This window comes from Clostridiales bacterium (assembly GCA_014799665.1).
Taxonomy (GTDB): domain Bacteria; phylum Bacillota; class Clostridia; order Christensenellales; family Pumilibacteraceae; genus Anaerocaecibacter.
Genome location: JAAVHP010000012.1, coordinates 77,028 through 96,091, shown reverse-complemented (window position 1 = coordinate 96,091; position 19,064 = coordinate 77,028). Strand labels below are relative to the sequence as shown.

Sequence of the window (19,064 nt, the reverse complement as noted above, 5' to 3'; positions counted from 1 at the left end):
CGTACGTAACCTTTTAATATCAAAGAGTTTAGCCCGATAGCCGTTGTTTGCGCTATCGGGCTAAATTCTTTATAGGGGTACTATTTACGCCTGAGGGGTTGCGTAAAAGTCTACCTTACCCGTTTCGATCGTGTAAACGATTTTATAGGTTCCCGCAGTAGAGCAAATGATATTGTTATTTGCGTTTGCCGTAAACAGACTGTTTGCATCGCCCGCAGTGCCTATAACAGTTGCGTTGATAAAGTCGCCGTTACCGCTACTCGCGCCCTTATTATAGCGCGCCAAGCCGAACTCTACGTCCTTGCCGTCTTCTATCGTCAGGGTGTATTCGTATGCGGTCTCAGCCTCGTTGATAGTAAACTTATATTGCGCTGCGAAAGCGTGATCCCAGCCCGTCTGCGTGCCGATATTCGTACCTTTGATATAGATATCGTAAATATCGGGGCTGTCGTTGTGAATTTTTATTTCGAGCATCTTGGCATAGCTGTCGAAAGTAATATCGTAAACGCCCGCCGTCACAACCTTGATATTGTAATTGCCGCCCGCCGCGTCCGCCGCCGCAAACGCCGTACCGTCGACCTTGTAGTAAGTATAGTTATAGTCTACGTCCTTATTATCCCAACCGAGCGTTTCAGTTCCCGCAACGTAGGAGCGAATAACGAACTGGTCGTCTGCATCCAATTCCACGCCTTCGATCGTGTATTTGCCGTTCGAGCCGGTAAGCTGCGTGCCTTCGGCGTCTTTCTGGTAGTCACCCCAGCCGGTAGTGCCGCCCTTTGCAACGTCGATATAGTAATCGTACTGTTTGGGCGCTTTTGCCGCGTCGAACGTGACGGAAAGCTTTTGAGTGCTTTCGTTGTAGGTGAATTTATACGTTCCGTCCGCCTTGGCGGTAATGTTGCTCGTCGTGCCGTCGACGTACGCCTTGGACGCATCGTCGAGCGCGTCGGCTTTGATGTAGGTAGTGCCTACTTTCTTTTCGCCGTCCTCGGTCACGAGCGTGGTGAACATGAATTGATCGTTCGCTTTAAGATAAACTTCGAGCGTATAGTTCTCGCCGACCTTCGACATCTTGGTCGCGTCGTTGTACAAGTCCGCCCAGCCCGTTATGCTTGCGCCCTTGATGAAGTATTCGGTAAGCTCGATTTCGAGCTCCGCGGCGTCGCCGTTTCGCACGTACGATAACTCGGTCAGTTTGCCGTCGACGTCTACGGTAAGTGTAAGCGTGTAGTTGCCCGACTGCCCGCACATAATGTCGGAGGTTTTATTTATGCCGCTCAAACCGCCGCCGCTGTAAAAAGGCTGAGTGCTGTCGGTAGTGTACTGCTCGTAGTTCATGTACCCGTAGCCTATCTGGTAATCGCCCCAGCCGTGCTCCGTTTCGAGTATTTGGAATTTATCTTTTTCGTAGAAATCCGCAGTGAACGTGAACCTATTGCCCTTGGTCGCGTCCTTAGTCATTTTTACCGAATCGGGCAGCTGGTCTACGTTCTCCTTAGCCGTCGTAAAGTCCTTATAATCGCCCGACTCCGCGAACAATGCCGAAGACGACGAGCCCGCAAGATACCAAACGTGGTTATCCTCGGCGGTCGACCTAAACCCTGCGTATACGCTCATGTCTTCTTCGATTTCGGTATTGAAGTCGAACGGCTGGCTGTATGTAGGCGTAGCGCACCAACGCACAAACTCATATCCCGTTTTGGTCGGGTCGGTTTCGGGCTTTGCCACCTTGCTGTTCTTGTCGATTTCGACCTGCGATAATTGCGTAGTTCCGTCAAAGAATGTGACCTTTACCTTATCGCCCGCCGTATCGCCGTCGTTGCCTCCGCCGCAAGCCACAAGACCTGCCGTGCCAAGTACGACGCATAAAGCCGATATCAACAACTTTTGCACTTTTTTCATCATTAACCTCCGTGTATTTAACTGTTTTCGGTAGCCTAAACCCTTAATGTTAAAACTACTTAAACGTTTAACTATATTATACAACCTATTTTTATTTTGTCAATAGGTTTTTGAAAAATTACCGAAAAATTTTTTAATTAACGGTTTTGGCTTGATTAAGCGCCGACGAAGTGGTACAATACTTGTATGACTAATCTTGAACTTATGAGGATAGCCGAGAACGCAGAGGAAGACGCGTTCGAGCAGGAGGATTTTCCGCAGACCAAAAAATCGTCGAAAGAGGTTTACGACGATTTCTACGACGACGTTAAGCAGCCGTCGCGATATATTAAAGAAGATTGGTAGCTTACTTTCTTTTTGAAAAAAGAAAGTAAGCTAAGAACCTACTTCTTTTGAAAAAGAAGTAGGCAAGAAAACTTTTTTGTTGTGTGTGGGCAAGGTGGGTATTATTTCGTTACGCCCAATTAATAACATCTCGTTATTAATTTCTCAACGCCACTTACTTCTTTTTTCGAAAGAGGTAGGCAAGAAAACTTTATTGTTGTACGTGGGCGTAATTTATTTTACTTCATTACACCCAATAAATTTCTTATCGTTATTAATTGCTCTATTTTTAGTCTATTTATTCTTATATATTGTATCCAATCCCGTTACGGGTCTGGGAATATATCGGCTTATAACATTAAGGCGCTTTTCCGTGAATTGAATTTCTATACTGTCACGGGCGTCGATGTCAACGCCTATATCATACAGCTTTTTCGACCACGATCTATTTACGTTTTTAGAAGTTTTCTTGTAAATTTTCATCATGGGAGTAAAGTAGTATCTTGTCCATTGGCGATAGCACTGAATATGTATTTCATTCCACGTCATTTTACGCTTGAAGAATTTTCCGAAAAGAGCACTATGTATGCCCGTCTCATCTATTGTTACAATCGAAAAAGCTTTTTTTGCAAATAATACGAATAGTAATAAAGGAATTGATATCGAGCCGACTATAACGAGAACGGTTATATCATCATACGGAGAATTTGTCAAAACGGATTTATGAATGACAAGCCCTATCATTAATGACCATAATACTGCCGCAATAAAAATAACGCACGCCGCCAAATTAGGCACCGATAAGCTTTTTATTCGCGATACTTCTTTTTTTATTTTCATTGCATAAATTATAGCGCAAACATTTAACTTAGTCTTTATTTTCGACCTTTTTATAATTAGGTATTTCTTCGTCGAGATAGTCTTCGTTGATAAACGTTTTACCGTCAGACGACATTAGAAGGTTCTTCGATACCGTAAACATTTTGGACCAGCTGTTGTGACCGTTTTTAGGTTTTTCTTCGGTATGTTTATCGCCGTAAGATATGCTGTCATAATAACACGCTATCGTGCTTTTGTCGGCGTCCAAATACGAATACTTGAACTTGATCGTATATTCCAGAGTGTAACTTTCATAATAATAACTACCGCTCGCAAGGTGCTCCAAATAATAATGATACAGCCCATAACCGTTCTTGGAAAAAATAACATATTCTTTTTTATAGTCGTCCTCACCGCGAAGATTGCTGTCGTCGCATATATATTTGACTTTGCATTGCAGGTCGGCGTCGCTATTGCACGCTACGAGCCCGAAAACGGGTGTTAAGCACAATACAAGCGCAAGCAGTATAAATAGTTTCTTTTTCATTTTCCCCTTCTCCTTGTGTTTTTATATTCTGATTATATCACAATCACAGATTGATTTTTCGATTTTATTGCAATATGGCGGCATATATCGTTCTTTTCGAATTTATGATTTGGTATATTATATCACTATACATTTGATCTTGTCAATCTATTTTATTGTTAAGTATTTTTATGGCGAGCGCGGTCGTTTCCTCGTCGATACCGAGCGTTCTGTAAGGCGAAGTTTTGACGAAGCGGTCGTTCATTTCCCGCCAGTCGTAGCGGCAATCGTCGATTATAACGTAGCTTTCTATATCCTCGCCGCAGGTGGTTAGGTATTCCCGTATCTCGTCGGCGCGGTCGCCGTTTATACCGAGGTCGGGCGTTTTGTCGTATATCTCCACGCCGTACTTAGCGAAAAGCTCGGTTATATAAACGCCGTCCTCTCGGCATTTGTTTTTGTCCGCGTTCCAATGAATGCGCCAAGTCGAGCTCAGTACGATAACCGCGCCGGTCGCGTCTATTATTTGCTTGACGAACGGCAAACGCGTTTCGTCGATTGCGGTTTGTTTGCTCCAATCGCGCCGCCTGTCATACTCGCGCGAGTTGAGCACTCCGTCTATGTCTAAAAAGATTATTTTCATGATTTTATTATATTTATTTTAGATAAAAGCACATCATACCGCAAAGCGATATTTTACGTGTCTATTCTAACGAGTTCGGTAAGGGTCTTGTTGCGGTAAACCAAATCTTCTCTTTTGCTGAAACCCATCTTCTCCCAAAATTTATTCCCGTTTGCATTTCTCTCGAATACGACCAACGCGACTTTATTTATACCCAAAAGCTTTACAGCGGAAAGCGCGGTATCGACCAACGTTTTCCCAATACCATGTTTTCTGTAATCGGAACGAACGGAAGTATGATAAATATATCCCCGTCGCCCGTCCGTACCGACAATTATAACGCCGACGATCAAACCGTCGACCAAAGCGACAAAACAAGTTTCGGGATTGCGTTCAAGGAATTTGTTTATACCGTCTTTTGAATCGTCCAAGTTGTTCAAACCCATTCCCGCACAAGACGTCCAAAGAGCATACACTTCCTCGTAGTCCGTAATTTTCATTTTTCTGATTTCCATAAATACACTCCCGATCTACGTTTATCTAAATTAAATTATATCAAAATCACAAATAGAATGCAAAGAAAAAAGACACCTTATTTCTAAGATGTCTTTTAATGAAATGCGGCAGTTCGTCGCCGTGTCGAAATAGCAAGAAAAAAGAGACGCTCTTTTAAACGTCTCTTTTAATGAAATGCGGCAGCTACCTACCCTCCCGGTCCGTCACCAGACAGGTACTCTCGGCTCCATAGGGCTTAACTTCTGTGTTCGGAATGTGAACAGGTGTGACCCCTACGATATGACCACCGCAATGGCTCCCCGGACAGGACTCGAACCTGTGACAATTCGGTTAACAGCCGAACGCTCTACCTACTGAGCTACCGAGGATCAATTATGCGCTCGCTGCTTGGCGTTACGCACAAGTTCTTTGCGGAATTTCTATTTAGTTGTAAAAATGTCCGTCCTTGTCCCGTCGAACAAAGACAACCGCACATAACTTATTACTTTCTACTAACAGGGTTTAATCTTGTAACTGCTAATTTTTGTTTAGCAATTGGTATTGATAAAGCCCTCGACTTATTTAGTATCGCTCACCTGAATACATTGCTGCACTTACAGCTGCGACCTATCAACCACGTCGTCTACATGGAGTCTTACTCTACACTTGCGTGTAGATGGGATATCTAATCTTGAGGTGGGTTTCACGCTTAGATGCTTTCAGCGTTTATCCGCTCCGCACTTCGCTACCCGGCAGTGCCGCTGGCGCGACAACCGGTACACAATAGGTGCGTTCACCCCGGTCCTTTCGTACTAAGGGCAAATCCTCTCAAATATCCTGCGCCCGCGAAGGATAGGGACCGAACTGTCTCACGACGTTCTGAACCCAGCTCGCGTGCCACTTTAATCGGCGAACAGCCGAACCCTTGGGACCTTCTTCAGCCCCAGGATGTGACGAGCCGACATCGAGGTGCCAAACCTCCTCGTCGATGTGAACTCTTGGGGGAGATCAGCCTGTTATCCCCGAGGTAACTTTTATCCGATAATCGACGGCAATTCCATACTCTACCGCCTGGTCACTAAGTCCTACTTTCGTATCTGCCTGACTTGTAAGTCTCACAGTTAAGCTCCCTTCTGCCTTTGCACTCTACGAATGGTTTCCAACCATTCTGAAGGAACCTTTGAACGCCTCCGTTACTCTTTAGGAGGCGACCGCCCCAGTCAAACTGCCCACCTGGCAATGTCCGAAACCGCGATTAGCGCATCTCGTTAGAACCCCAGCAAAGAAAGGGTGGTATCCCAAGGTTGACTCCGCAAAGGCTAACGCCCTTGCTTCAATGTCTCCCACCTATCCTGTACATCCTTTGCCGAGACTCAATACCAAGCTACAGTAAAGCTCTACGGGGTCTTTCCGTCCAGTCGCGGGTAATATGCATCTTCACATATACTACAATTTCGCCGGATCCATCGTTGAGACAGCTCCCAACTCATTACGCCATTCATGCGGGTCAGAACTTACCTGACAAGGAATTTCGCTACCTTAGGACCGTTATAGTTACGGCCGCCGTTCACCGGGGCTTAAGTTCGGTGCTTCGCTTGCGCTAACACGTCCCCTTGACCTTCCGGCACCGGGCAGGCGTCAGCCCCTATACATCAGCTTGCGCTTTTGCAGAGACCTGTGTTTTAGATAAACAGTTGGTTGGGACTATTATCTGCGACCTATTGCTAGGCTCCCCTTATTCCGAAGTTACGGGGTCATTTTGCCGAGTTCCTTAACGATGGTTATTCCGCTCGTCTTGCAATTCTCTTGCCGCCTACCTGTGTCGGTTTGCGGTACGGGTGCCCTACAGCTAGCCTTAGCAGCTTTTCTCGCCAGCGTGGATTCGCCAACTTCGTCGCAATCGACTCCCCGATCACGGCTCAGCCTAATGAGTTGCGTACTTCACTACAACCCAGCCTAACCGCTTGGCCGCGCTTTACCATCCGCGCGGACTGACTATCCTTCTGTGTCCCTGCATCGAACTGTATGACAGTACAGGAATATCAACCTGTTGTCCATCATCTACGCCTTTCGGCCTCGACTTAGGTCCCGACTAACCCTGGGAGGACGAACCTTCCCCAGGAAACCTTAGGCTTTCGACGGAGGAGATTCTCACTCCTCTTTCGCTACTCATGCCGGCATTCTCTCTTGTGTGCAGTCCACCGCCTCTTTCGATACGGCTTCAGCCCGCACACATTGCTCCCCTACCAATTATCAAAGATAATTCCCAAGCTTCGGTAAATAGTTTGAGCCCCGATAGTTTTCGGCGCAACATCACTCGACCAGTGAGCTATTACGCACTCTTTAAATGAGTGGCTGCTTCTAAGCCAACATCCTGGTTGTCTGTGCAACATCACATCCTTTACCACTTAACTATTATTTGGGGACCTTAGCTGTGGGTCTGGGCTTTTTCCCTTTTGACAACGGAACTTATCTCTCGCTGTCTGACTCCCGGACAAAAGTATTCGGTATTCGGAGTTTGATAAGGTTCGGTAACCCGTGAAGGCCCCTAGCCCATTCAGTGCTCTACCCCCGATACTCTAAATTCCGAGGCTAGCCCTAAAGCTATTTCGAGGAGAACCAGCTATATCCGAGTTCGTTTAGAATTTCTCCGCTAACCACAAGTCATCGCCCACTATTTCAACAGGGGTGCGTTCGGTCCTCCGCAGGATTTTACTCCTGTTTCAACCTGCTCATGGGTAGGTCACTCGGTTTCGGGTCTACGACACGCTACTAAAATTCGCCCTATTCAGACTCGCTTTCGCTACGGCTCCGGAACTTGATTCCTTAACCTCGCAACGCATCGTAACTCGCCGGCCCGTTCTACAAAAAGTACGAGATAACACGTGCTCACCTTGCGGTAAGCGTAGTGCGTTCTCTGCTTGTAAGCACACGATTTCAGGTTCTGTTTCACTCCCCTTCCGGGGTGCTTTTCACCTTTCCCTCACGGTACTAATCACTATCGGTCATCTGGTCGTATTTAGCCTTGGGAGATGGTCCTCCCTGCTTCCCACCCAATTCCACGTGTTGGGTGGTACTCCGGATTCTTGTGAGCTATGGCATAAGTTTCGCTTACATGGCTTTTACATTGTTTCGCGTTGTTTTCCAAACAACTTCGGCTACTCATGCCAAGTGCCCGTATACAAGTCCACTACCCCGCACATATTGCTATATGCGGTTTGGGCTGGTACCCTTTCGCTCGCCACTACTCAGGTAATAGATAATTTTCTTTCTTTTCCTCCGGGTACTAAGATGTTTCAGTTCCCCGGGTTCCCTTGAATGTGCTATTTATTCACACAAACATAGTCATAGTTTCCTATAACTGGGTTTCCCCATTCGGAGATCTGCGGGTCAAGCGCTTATTTGCAACTAACCGCAGCTTATCGCAGCTTATCACGTCCTTCTTCGGCGCCAGATGCCTAGGCATCCATCGTATGCTCTTGGTAGCTTAATCGTCCAATTCCTAAAAATAAGAAATTACAAGATATAAACTTTCAAAATTGTACTGGTAATACATATCACCAATTTTGATATTTGTATACTCGCTTTAAGTTATATGCAGTTGTCAATGTGCGACGAGGTCAAAAAAAACACAACGAGCAATATACTTAGGGATTTTGCTCCCCTTTGCGTTATTGCTGTTATGTCCAGAGGTATGGCTTATTCGCGATACTTGGATGACCCGTTTGCTATCTTGCGTGACAGCTTATTCATGATACCACATGATTATACGTATGTCAAGCGTTTTTACAAACTTTTTTAAAAAATTTTCAAAAAAAATTTTTAGGGGATTTTATTTGGTTTATTTAACGTAAAAAGCCCCGACGGTGCAGGGCTTTTATTATTATGGATATTCTCTATTGTTTTATTCGTCCGCGCTAGGCGGAAGGCTCGGGTTGGGCATACGGATATTCTTGGCTTTGGGCTTTCCTTTGATTACAGTCTTTTCGAGGAGCGGACCGAAAACGTACAGCGCGGCGGGCAGAACGGTCAGCACGCACACTATGGAAATTATCGTGCCGAGCCCGAGCGTTATACCCATCGACGAGATGAGCGGATCGCTCGTCAGGAACCCGACGAGGAAGGACGCCACCGTCATGATCGTGCCCGAGGTGATTATCGTAGGGAACGATTGCGAGATAGCTTCGGTCACTGCCCTATCCCGCGGCATACGCGAGGACAGCGCACGGAAGCGGTTGGTCATGAGTATGGCGTAGTCTATCGTCGCGCCCATTTGTATCGCGCTTGCGATAAGGTACACGAAGAAGAACATATTTCTCCCCACGATAACTGGTATGGCGAAGTTCATGAATATCGCGCCCTGAATTACGAGCACGAGCACGATCGGTATACCCCACGACCTGAACGTGAACGCAAGTATCAGGTATATGAACGCTATCGTCAAAACAGTTATGAGGATATTATCATGCGAGAACGATTTATTAAGATCGTACGCGCTCATGCTCGATCCCGCGAATATCGCTTCGGGGCAGATGTTTTTGACCGTCGGCGTCAGCCTTTCTATGAGCGCAAACGTTTCCGCGCTTTCGAGCGCCGCGCCGACCGTGAATACTATCCTTGTATGATTTTCGCCAAGCAGCTGCGCCTTGCCGAATTCGAGGGTATCCTTATACGCGCCTATCATATCGCCCGCCATAGCCGACACGCGGCTGTCGGTGAACGCAAAGTCAAGAAGGTCGACTATCGGCGCTTCGCAGTCGTAAATGCTTCCGCTTATTGGCTTTCCCCTATTCATTGCGTACAGCATGAACAGCGTGCCCGCCTTGTCGGGTTCGATACCTATCGCGTCGCTAAGCCCCAAGGGCGTGATGCTGTCGGTAAGGTAATACATCTTATCGGGATCGCTTTTGCTCGGCAGACCTATCGACGCCCAGCCGAGCGCCGAAGTGATGAGCTCTTCCTGTTGCACGACTTCCGTTATTTCGCGCTGAACCTCGTAGCTCACCGTATCGGGAACGAGTATGACGAACGCATTGCTCGCGCCGAATATTTCGTCGGCTTTGTTTTGCGCCTGCATTTGCGCGCTCGGGCGCGATGTGTCTATCGAATTGGTGCTGTAACAGTAATCAAGGTTGGTGCTAAGCCCTGCGCCCACGCCGAACAGCACGACGAACGCCGCGAGCAGTACGTAGCGAAGCTTAATATCGATCTTGCCGAGACGGCGTATCTTCGGCACGAAATTGCGGTGACGGCTTTTATCCATCAGCTTGGACAGGATAAGCAGTACACCGGGCATGAACAAGAACACGGTAACAAGCGAGCACACTATGCTTTTTGCGAGCACCATGCCGAGATCAAAGCCAAGCCCCAACTGCATGAACATGAGCGCGACAAGCCCAGATATGGTGGTAAGCGAGCTCGACGCGATTTCAGGTATTGCCTTGGCGAGCGCGGTAGTTAGCGCCGCTTTCGGGTCGCTCGGGTTTTTGTCCTTTTCCTCAGTGAACCTATGACAAAGAATTATCGCGTAGTCGATAGCGAGCGCGAGCTGCAAAATGATACACACCGTGTTCGACACGAACGAAATCGTGCCCAGCCAGTGGTTTGTACCCATATTGAGTGCCGCCGCAATTACGAACACGAACGGGAACGCTATCACCTCGGCGAAGCTTTTGGAAGTGAACAGCAGCACCAAAATGATGACCGCCGCGGCTATCGCTATTATTACGACCATTTCGGAAGCGAGCGTATCGGCGTAATTGCTTACGAGCGGCGTGGGCACGCAGAACGGCTTGCCGCTATCCTCTATTATTTTAATTACAGCGTTATATGCGGCTACCGCTTTCTCGTCGCCGCTTCCGCCCTCGAAGTACATCGAATAGAGCGCGTTGCCGTCCTTATAATTGCTCGCGCTCGAACTGTCGAACGAGAATCCGCTGACGCCACTCACCGCGCCGATTTTTTTTGCTATCTCGTCGGCAGTCGAGCCGTCTATATCCGATACAAGCACGGTCGCCGAGCCGTATGCCGCGAACTCCTCGTCCATGATAACAAGCGCCTGCGCGGTATCGGTATCGGCAGGCAGGTACTTGGAAATGTCGTACTCTACCGTAATGCGCGTAATGCCGTACACGCAGTATGCGAGCATGAGCGCGAATATCACGAAAAACAACGGATATTTATTTACGATAAACCGTGCGATTTTTTGCATGGCTTAATTTTACTATTTATATAGAAAAAACGCAAGCAAAATTATATCAATTAAAAATCAGAAGTTATCGGTTAATTAATTTTTATTATTTAATCGGCGCATACTATTTTCATGGATATTAGAAAAGTAGCGATAATAGGTTGCGGAATGGTCGGGAGCAGTACGGCGTTCGCGCTCATGAACAGCGGACTGTTCACCGATATACTCTTGATCGACGTCAACCGCGACCGTGCGATCGGCGAAGCGATGGATCTATCCCATTGCCTACCCTTTACCCGTCCAGTCGAGATACGCGCGGGCGACTACCGCAATCTCGGCGATTACGGCATTATCATAATAACGGCGGGCGCAGCGCAACGCCAAGGCGAAACGCGGCTAGACATAATCAAGAAGAACGCCGATATTATGAAGTCGATAGTGCCGCAGATAATCGAGTACAACGATTCGGCGTACCTACTCGTTGTGTCCAACCCCGTGGACGTTCTGTCGTACGTAACGCACAAGCTGTCGGGCTTCCCGTCCTGCCGAGTGTTCGGTAGCGGCACGGTGCTCGATTCGGCGCGGCTTAAATTCCTTGTCGGGCGAAGGCTCAACGTAGACCCGCGAAGCGTGCACGCGTTCGTTATCGGCGAGCACGGAGATAGCGAGCTTGCCGTGTGGTCGAGCGCGAACGTAAGCGGAATTACGCTCGATAAGTTTTGCACGCATTGCGGCTACGAGGAGCACGAACGCAACCGCAAAAGCTTAGAGGAAGACGTTAAAAACTCGGCGTACGAGATAATCAATCGCAAGGGCGCGACCTACTACGGCATAGCCGCCGCCACGCGACGAATTTGCGAGAGCATAGTGCGCGACGAGCATTCGATAATGCCCGTGAGCACTCTGGTGAACGGACACTACGGGCTGAACGATATTTATATTTCCGTGCCCGCGCTTATCGGGTCGGGCGGCATAGAGGACATTATGGATATAGGCTTATCTAATAGCGAGCTTGCCGCACTGCACAATTCCGCCGCAACGCTTAAAAGCGCATTAAATGAAATAGGATTTTAATAATAAAAAAGAAGCGTTGCCGCTTCTTTTTTATTATTAGATATTGAGTTCTTCCACCCAGGCTTTAAGGCTTTCGATGGATATATCGCCGTTAAGGAGCTTGCCGTCCTTCCACTGCGCGGTTTTGCAAAGCGGTCTGAGCACCGCTTCGGCTTTATAGATGTCGCTGCTGCCGCTCGTGGCGAACGGTATTATCGTTTTGCCCGAGAAGTCGTAGCTTTCGAGGAAGCCGTTTATGATAGTGGGCGCGAGATACCACCAGATCGGGAAGCCGACGAACACCACGTCGTAGTCCGCCATGTTCTCTACCCGTTCCGCGATCGCGGGGCGTTCGAGCGTGCGCATTTCGCGCGACGAGCGGCTGTCCTTGTTGTTCCAATCGAGGTCAGCTTGCGTGTACGGCTCGACGGGCTTAATAGCGAAAACGTCCGCGTTCGCCGCCTTTGCGAGCTGTTTTGCGACGACCGCAGTGTCGCCCGAAGTCGAAAAGTATGCTACTAATTTTTTGCCTGACATATATTTTTTCTCCTTGATTATTAATTTTTAATTGTTACTCGCCCCAGGTGACGAAGCTGTCTATATTGATCTTGTCGCCCGTGCTGCGAATGGACACGAAGTGTTCGCCGTCCTTCAACCCGTCGCTGAGATAAACGAGCTCGGGACTGGTGCTGTTACCCGAAAGGTTGACAACGCCCACCTTTTCGCCGTCGATATAGACCTCAAACGTGCCGTAGATTTTGTTGCGCATAGCGAACAACGCGAACCGATCGCCGCTAAACTTAAACTCGCAAACCGCATCGTCGTTGCCAACGTAAATGTGCCCGAACGAGCAGTACGCGCTCTCCGTTTTCCAATCACCGCGATAACGGATATTCTCGCTGTCACAGCTTACGACCGTTCCGTTTACATACTCGGTAACGTACGAGAACGAGAGCGACGTAAGTGCTACCCTGCCGTTATCGGAAGCCGTTATCGTAAGATACGCGTAGCGGAACTTGACCGTTTCGCCGAGGTTGACGATAGCGTTCTTGTTGTTGCCGTACTTAACGCCGCTAAACTCTTTCGAGTAAACAACCTCGCCGTCCGGCGTATTTTTGAATTCCAGCTTGAACGCAGTCGGGAACCCGATATTCGACATACTCTTTTCCGTCCAACCGTAAACGTTGAACCGATTGGCGGTGATCACGCTACCCGCATCGATAGTCATGGTAAGCGGATTGTCGGCGCTTATCCATTGATCCCTTGCGGTATGGATATAGGTATCGAGCCTGCCGTCGAACAGGTGCGAAATATCATACCACCCTTCGGATACGGCGTCCGTCCACGGACGGTAATTCGTTTCGACCACCGAATAGCGGTACTCCTTTCCGTCCGCCGAATAGACGGGAGTATACTCGATAGTATCGTTGTAGGTATAGGTATAGTTACGAACGTATTTATAGTTGGAAGTAAACGAGGTATCGGTAAACTGATAGGAATTGCGGTACGCGTTGGCGTATTGAACTGTTACCGTTTCCTCGCCCGCGCCCTCGATCTCGCCGTTCTCGTTGATAGTGCCGGTTGCGGGCGTGAACTTGCCCCAGCCGAGACCTATATACGCGTTCTTGCCGCCCTGGTTCGTCGATCTTACTACGGCGCGGAAGTACAGCCAATCGCCCGCTTTAAGGTCCTCGATATCGCAATACGTGTTCGCTTCGGTGTAGAAGTTGGCGTGCGACGCCGTAGTCTGAACGTATGCCGCGAGCTTAAAGTCTTTATCCTCGTTGCTGTTGACGGAGGTATACAGCGCGCAGTCCCATCTGCCGCGGAGCGCCAAACGATACTTCGCAGTTTCGTCTATATAGAACTTGCCGCGAATCTCGTAGAAAGCGTTATCTGACATAACGTCATACGTCCAAATCTCGGTATTGCCGTTTTGCGTGGGGTTGGCGTTATCGGCGGAAACCACCGAGGAAGCGCCCGCAAACTTGCTCTCGAACGCCGCTTGCGCGGACTCGGGCATAGCGTCGACGTCCTCATAGGTATACGTGACGCGTTCGAGCATGGACTTGTTCATTTCGTGCGACTGTTCGAGCTCGATTATAAGCTCCACGTCGTCCACCTTGAACGAGCCGTTCTTTTTGGTGATGCCGAGCGTTACGCGAATCTTGCCCGATTTGGTATGCTCGCCGTCGGGCTTATAGGTAAACACGTTATCGCCGTTGTTGACAATCGTGCCGTACTCGGGCTGGGTAATCGACTTTACCGTATAATTGAAGTCGGCGGGAATGACAATACTACCGCTCGTATACATACCGCCCTCGGTCGTGTACGGACGAAGGTCGAGAGTGAAGTCCTCGCCGAACCTGATTTTATAGGGCTGAGCGGTTTGAATATAATGCGTTTCGCCGTCGTACTTATAGCTCCTGCCCGTTTGGTAAACGGTAGCTACGGGCACGAACATGGAATAGCCCTTAGCCTTCATAGCGGAAGTAGCCTCGCTGCTCATGTTCTTTCCTACGAGCGACGAGTAGTAGGTCATGTCGTTATGCGTGACTTCTGCAAACTTATTGAAGTAATTATCTATGCCGTTAGGCTTAGCCGCCGCGACCTTTATAAAGTTATCCTGACCGAACGCGTGAAGGAGCGTCGCGTAGATAGACAAATCGTTTTCGCGGCTGCCGCTGACCTGCATTGCCGCCCAGCCGGGCGAAGTGTATCTGTTCCAACCGTCCAAACCGTCGCCGCCCGCGCCAAGCCTGCGGTTAGCGGATATGCGGGTAAACAAGCTGTACTCTACGAGGTTTACGGCGTTGTTGGTCACCTCGCCGCCGTCGGGAAGTCCCCAGCCCTGGAAGTTGTGGTTGTACTCGTGCATATTACCCCACGAACCGGAATTGACGAACGCATTATAGTTGAGCGAGCCAGCCATCCAATCCGTCGGGCAGTTTACGCTGTACTGACCGGGGAACGCGACCGCAGCGCCTGCCGCTACGAACGGCTCGTAAAGGAATACTATGCCCTGCCTTGTAATCTGCGTGGAAACGAGCGCGATCTTCTCCCACATGACCGCCGCCGTGTACAGGTCGTCGTAAGAGAGATTTTTGACTTGATTTACAGGTCCAGAGTGAAGAACGCCGTACTCGCGTACTTCGAGATCGAAGTACGGCGCGGTAGACTTGGCGTTTTCGGCAAACTCCTCGGGCGTGGTGTAGCCGAGTATAAAGTGCGAATACCTAACGCCGCCCGAAACGGTCACGCTGAACGTTTTGCTGGCGTTGCCTATGTAGATGGGTCCGCCCAAGAACGAGCCGACGTAGCCGGTATACACCTGACGCTCCTCGTCGAACTCGGCAGTATCGGGCGTTACGAGCATGGTGTTGAGAATAACCGGCATACGGTTAAGCCCGCGCGCCGCCCAAATATTATTCGCCTTGCGGTTATAAAGCGCTTGACCGATATGAATGAGCACGCTGTTGCCCGCGGCTTGCATATCCGCCTTGGAAACTTCGATTTTTATGATCTCGCCCGCAGGCGCGTACATACCCGTAACGTTGTACGATTCGTAGCCGCGCGGATCGAAAGTGAAACGCTTGACAATGGCTTGCTCGTCATCGGAGACGTCGCTATACCACAAGCCTACCGAGCCGGTATGCTTATAAAGCTGCCCGCCCGTCCGTTCGCCGCGAAGATAAAGATAGCCGTCCTTATCCATTTTATCGTAAGTGTTTTGCGGATAGCCGTCGGAGCCGATGCGCGTGTTTATAGAACACAAGTTCCAGTTCTCGTTGATGACGGCTTGCCTTTGCGTTTGGTCAAGCGACGAGCCCTGCCCAAACTTGGGATAGGCATCTATGGTTCCGTTCGCTACGAGCCCGCCGTCGCTTACTCCGTTAGGGAGAGTGCGTTCAACCGTACCGAGATACTCAGCCTTGTAGCCGACTTTGGTCTTGTTGACGTACGCCGAAGAAAAGACCTCGGTGGGCAGACCGTCGTTGGGATCGATCTCATCGAATACGCTACCTTTATGCTCGTCCTCGCCGTCTATCGAGAAAGACGGATCAAACGGTAATAATTCCCCGTCCTTGTGCGCGCACGAAGGTATGCAGACCGCAAGAATTATAATGAGCGCAATGACGAGCACCGCCGCCACCACCGATATGATTATGATCTTCTTCTTTTTGGGATCGAGCGCCGAAGCCGCCGCGCCGCCGCTCTTAGAAGTCTTGGCAGAAGATTTTTTATCGGTGCGCGCAACCGCCGTCGACTTCTTATCTGCGGCAACGAGCGCTTTACCCGAAGAAGCCTTTGCGGCTTTCTTATCCGCCTTGGCGATCTTGCTCTCTTTTGCGGGCTTTTCGGTCTTGTCCGCTTTTTTCGCCGAAGTCGACGAAACGGCAGCCGATGCGTCGGTAACTACCCTAACCTTAGGATCGGGCATTTCGGTTTGCTTCGTCGCAGGCCTGGAAAGCGCCGCCGCCCTTAATTCGCTCGCAGTGCGCGGAGCAGCCGCAGTCGTCGCCGCGGGCTGTGCGGTCGCAGTCGTCGCAGTCTTAGTTGCCGCCGTTTCCTTAGCGGGAGCAACGGTGGTACGTGAAACCGGCGTTGTCGCTTTTGCCGCAGGCGTTGCGGGTCTGACGGGAGTTGCCGTCTTTGCCGCAGGCGTTGCGGGTCTGGCGGGCGTTGCCGTCTTTGCCGCAGGCGTTGCGGGCTTAACGGGAGTCGCCGTCTTTGCCGCAGGCGTTGCGGGTCTGACGGGCGTTGCCGTCTTTGCCGCGGGCGTTGCGGGTCTAACGGGAGTCGCCGTCTTTGCCGCAGGCGTTGCGGGTCTGACGGGTGTCGCCGTCTTTGCCGCAGGCGTTGCGGGCTTAACGGGAGTCGCCGTCTTTGCCGCGGGCTTCGCCGTTGTTGTCGTTGTGGGTTTTTTGATATCCGCCAAGATTAATTCCTCTCTTTTGGCAAAATGTGTGTACTATATTATACCACAAGCCGAACGAATATGCAAAACGTTTTTTATTAATATTGCCGTTTATTTATTACTTCGCTTTACTTTTCTTGAAGTTGAAAATCTTTTCGCCCTTGCGAATTACCCTGCGGTACAAATCGTTATCGGCATTGCAGCCTATAAAATCGGGCTTGCCGTTATAGCTGTCGACTATCACGCCGAGCGATCCGAAGAAGTTCATTTGCTTGTCGAGGCCAATCATCTTGAACTGTCTGATCTTGACAGCAAACGGATAATGTGCTTCGCCGTCCTCATCTGTATATTTACATATATAGATACTCTCCACGGCGTTCCCTCCTGCTTCAACGACTTTTTCTACAAACCCATCGATGACATATTTTTCCAAATCGCAAACCTCAATCTTTTTGTCGCGGGTAAAGCTGACGCGCTTGAATTTATCTTCCATCGATTGAAGCTTATCGGGGAGGTTTTCGCGATACTCGGTTATTAACTGTTCGTCGCCGCTCATTAGCGCGAACTCCATTATGTTTTCGATTGCCGACTCGGCGTTACGGTAATCATTAGCCGCGATCTTAAAATATTCCACACAGGCAGGATCGCCGTGACGTTTAAGAATAAAGCCCTTGTAATTGTTCGCAAAAGGTGCGTTTACGTCCCGCTCTATCATAATGTCGGCAAGCGCGATCGCCTTTTCTTCGTCCACCATGCTGTACGCATCGAGCGCGTTCGTCATTTGCCCGTATGAAGGAGTCTCGCCATTTTCGAGCGTTTTCTCGTAGCTGTCCATTGCCTCTTTTCGTTCGAGATATGCGCCTTGCCGAACAAGCTCGTACGGTATCTGTTGCGCATGGATTTTATCGGCGAGCTCAACAAACTTATTCAGCTCGGCGGCATAACCCTCGTCCGTCTCGACAACAAACGGATTGTAGCTTTCGCACCCCATTGCCGCCACTCGTTCGTGGAATATGGGATGCGAGCTGACGCGCGGACGAAGCTCTACAGTCATATACCTTTGCCAGATCTCGCCGTACTTATCTATGTAAGCGGGATAGAGCGCCACGTTGCGCGAACAAAAATCGTTGCTCGGAGTTTCGCTTTCGTAATAGTAATAATCGAGCTCCGGCACGGCGATATTGGCGAAACGCGAGAGCAACTCGGACTTAGCGAGCGCATTCACAAAGGTCTGAACGTCGCCCTTTTCCCTCACCGTGTCGTCGGCGAGTTTTTCTATATGCTCGGACGCAAAAGTCGAATACATCTCGTGTCTGAAATCCATCAGCATATAGAACCCGAGCGAAGAAAACACCTTAGAAGCGCAAATAGCTATATGCGAGTTCGCCATAGAAAACCTTTGTATATGCTTACTGCACGCGTATGAAAACTTGACGTCGCCGTTTACGACGTGGGCAAACTCGTGCAATAAAACGTTTTTCAACTCGTCTTTCGTAAGATATGCGGCGTAAAGATAACCGAGCGAAATGCGCACCTTCCCGTTAAGCTCTAATACGGATATACCCTCGATTCCGCCGAGCGCAAGCTCCAACGGGCTCTTACAGCCGAGAACTTCCGCCGCCGATTGAGCAAGCTCGTACAGCTTGGGGTAGCATTGACTGTCCAAAACGGTTTGTTCGTCTTCGAATGAATTGCGGTTCGGAATTATCACGTCGAGAAAACCGACATTCAAATATCCCAATAACAGTATACCTATCGTGCCGTCAATCTCGGCACTCATGCCAAGGGCGAAGCATGTAAAGAGCACAAGCACGAACAACACCGTAGAATATAAATACCCGCCGACGATCGCCGCCGTGACCGCGCGCTTTGCCTTGGCGTAGTCGGAGCGAACTTCGGTCTTTATGCGTTCAAGATAGTCGAATGTCGATTTGATCTTCTTTCGGTTCATGAGCCGAGTCAACACTACAAACATAATAATATTGATCAGACACAATCCCGATACGACGGCAACGGACGCGTAGAATAAAGTATCCCAAAGCGAAGTCTGCGAGTCGACTTTCAAATACAGTCCCACGCCCCAGCAACCCAAGCTCAGTCCGTACGCCGTTACCATGAACAAAAATACTCGTGTAAAGCTTTTTACTTTTTCCCTTGTTATTTTCATACCCTTTTTCCTCAATACAATAATACCAAAGTATTATATAAAAATCAA

The 19,064-nt window shown here is 49.2% G+C and carries 11 protein-coding genes, 1 tRNA gene and 2 rRNA genes; 2 read left to right on the top strand and 12 right to left on the bottom strand.

Going from position 1 to position 19,064, the window contains the following annotated elements:
* Positions 1–84 precede the first annotated feature (84 nt).
* A complete protein-coding gene (locus tag HDT28_05420; protein ID MBD5132012.1) occupies positions 85–1,905 on the bottom strand; it encodes an InlB B-repeat-containing protein in 1,821 nt (606 codons plus the stop codon).
* 183 nt (positions 1,906–2,088) lie between these two features.
* Between HDT28_05420 and HDT28_05415 the strand changes: the two genes are divergently transcribed.
* On the top strand, positions 2,089–2,247 hold the full coding sequence (locus HDT28_05415) for a hypothetical protein (GenBank protein MBD5132011.1): 159 nt from the start codon (positions 2,089–2,091) through the stop codon (positions 2,245–2,247).
* Positions 2,248–2,520: 273 nt separating this feature from the next.
* Here HDT28_05415 and HDT28_05410 read toward each other — a convergent pair whose 3' ends face one another.
* From HDT28_05410 to HDT28_05375, 8 genes are all read right to left on the bottom strand, one after another.
* A complete protein-coding gene (locus HDT28_05410) occupies positions 2,521–3,066 on the bottom strand; it encodes a hypothetical protein (protein MBD5132010.1) in 546 nt (181 codons plus the stop codon).
* Positions 3,067–3,094: 28 nt separating this feature from the next.
* Positions 3,095–3,592, bottom strand: a complete 498-nt coding sequence (locus HDT28_05405; GenBank protein MBD5132009.1) for a hypothetical protein — start codon at positions 3,590–3,592, stop codon at positions 3,095–3,097.
* Between the two features lie 142 nt (positions 3,593–3,734).
* Entirely contained in the window at positions 3,735–4,214 is a 480-nt protein-coding gene (locus tag HDT28_05400) for a hypothetical protein (protein MBD5132008.1), read from the bottom strand.
* Positions 4,215–4,267: 53 nt separating this feature from the next.
* The gene (locus HDT28_05395; protein ID MBD5132007.1) at positions 4,268–4,708 is read right to left on the bottom strand and encodes a GNAT family N-acetyltransferase; all 441 of its coding nucleotides are present in this window, start codon (positions 4,706–4,708) and stop codon (positions 4,268–4,270) included.
* A gap of 175 nt (positions 4,709–4,883) precedes the next feature.
* Positions 4,884–5,000: ribosomal RNA gene (rrf, locus tag HDT28_05390) — 5S ribosomal RNA — on the bottom strand.
* 1 nt (position 5,001) lies between these two features.
* Positions 5,002–5,077, bottom strand: a tRNA-Asn gene (locus HDT28_05385).
* Positions 5,078–5,248: 171 nt separating this feature from the next.
* Positions 5,249–8,182: ribosomal RNA gene (locus tag HDT28_05380) — 23S ribosomal RNA — on the bottom strand.
* Between the two features lie 410 nt (positions 8,183–8,592).
* Entirely contained in the window at positions 8,593–10,899 is a 2,307-nt protein-coding gene (locus HDT28_05375; protein ID MBD5132006.1) for an MMPL family transporter, read from the bottom strand.
* A gap of 111 nt (positions 10,900–11,010) precedes the next feature.
* Here HDT28_05375 and HDT28_05370 point away from each other — a divergent pair, with 111 nt between their 5' ends.
* Positions 11,011–11,952: an L-lactate dehydrogenase gene (locus tag HDT28_05370; GenBank protein ID MBD5132005.1), complete on the top strand. Its 942-nt coding sequence runs from the start codon at positions 11,011–11,013 to the stop codon at positions 11,950–11,952.
* Positions 11,953–11,988: 36 nt separating this feature from the next.
* Here the strand turns inward: HDT28_05370 and HDT28_05365 are convergent, their stop codons facing one another.
* From HDT28_05365 to HDT28_05355, 3 genes are all read right to left on the bottom strand, one after another.
* Entirely contained in the window at positions 11,989–12,468 is a 480-nt protein-coding gene (locus tag HDT28_05365; GenBank protein ID MBD5132004.1) for a flavodoxin, read from the bottom strand.
* 34 nt (positions 12,469–12,502) lie between these two features.
* Positions 12,503–16,870, bottom strand: coding sequence for a hypothetical protein (locus HDT28_05360; GenBank protein MBD5132003.1), 4,368 nt, complete (start codon positions 16,868–16,870; stop codon positions 12,503–12,505).
* A gap of 97 nt (positions 16,871–16,967) precedes the next feature.
* Entirely contained in the window at positions 16,968–19,016 is a 2,049-nt protein-coding gene (locus tag HDT28_05355; GenBank protein MBD5132002.1) for a hypothetical protein, read from the bottom strand.
* Positions 19,017–19,064 lie beyond the last annotated feature (48 nt).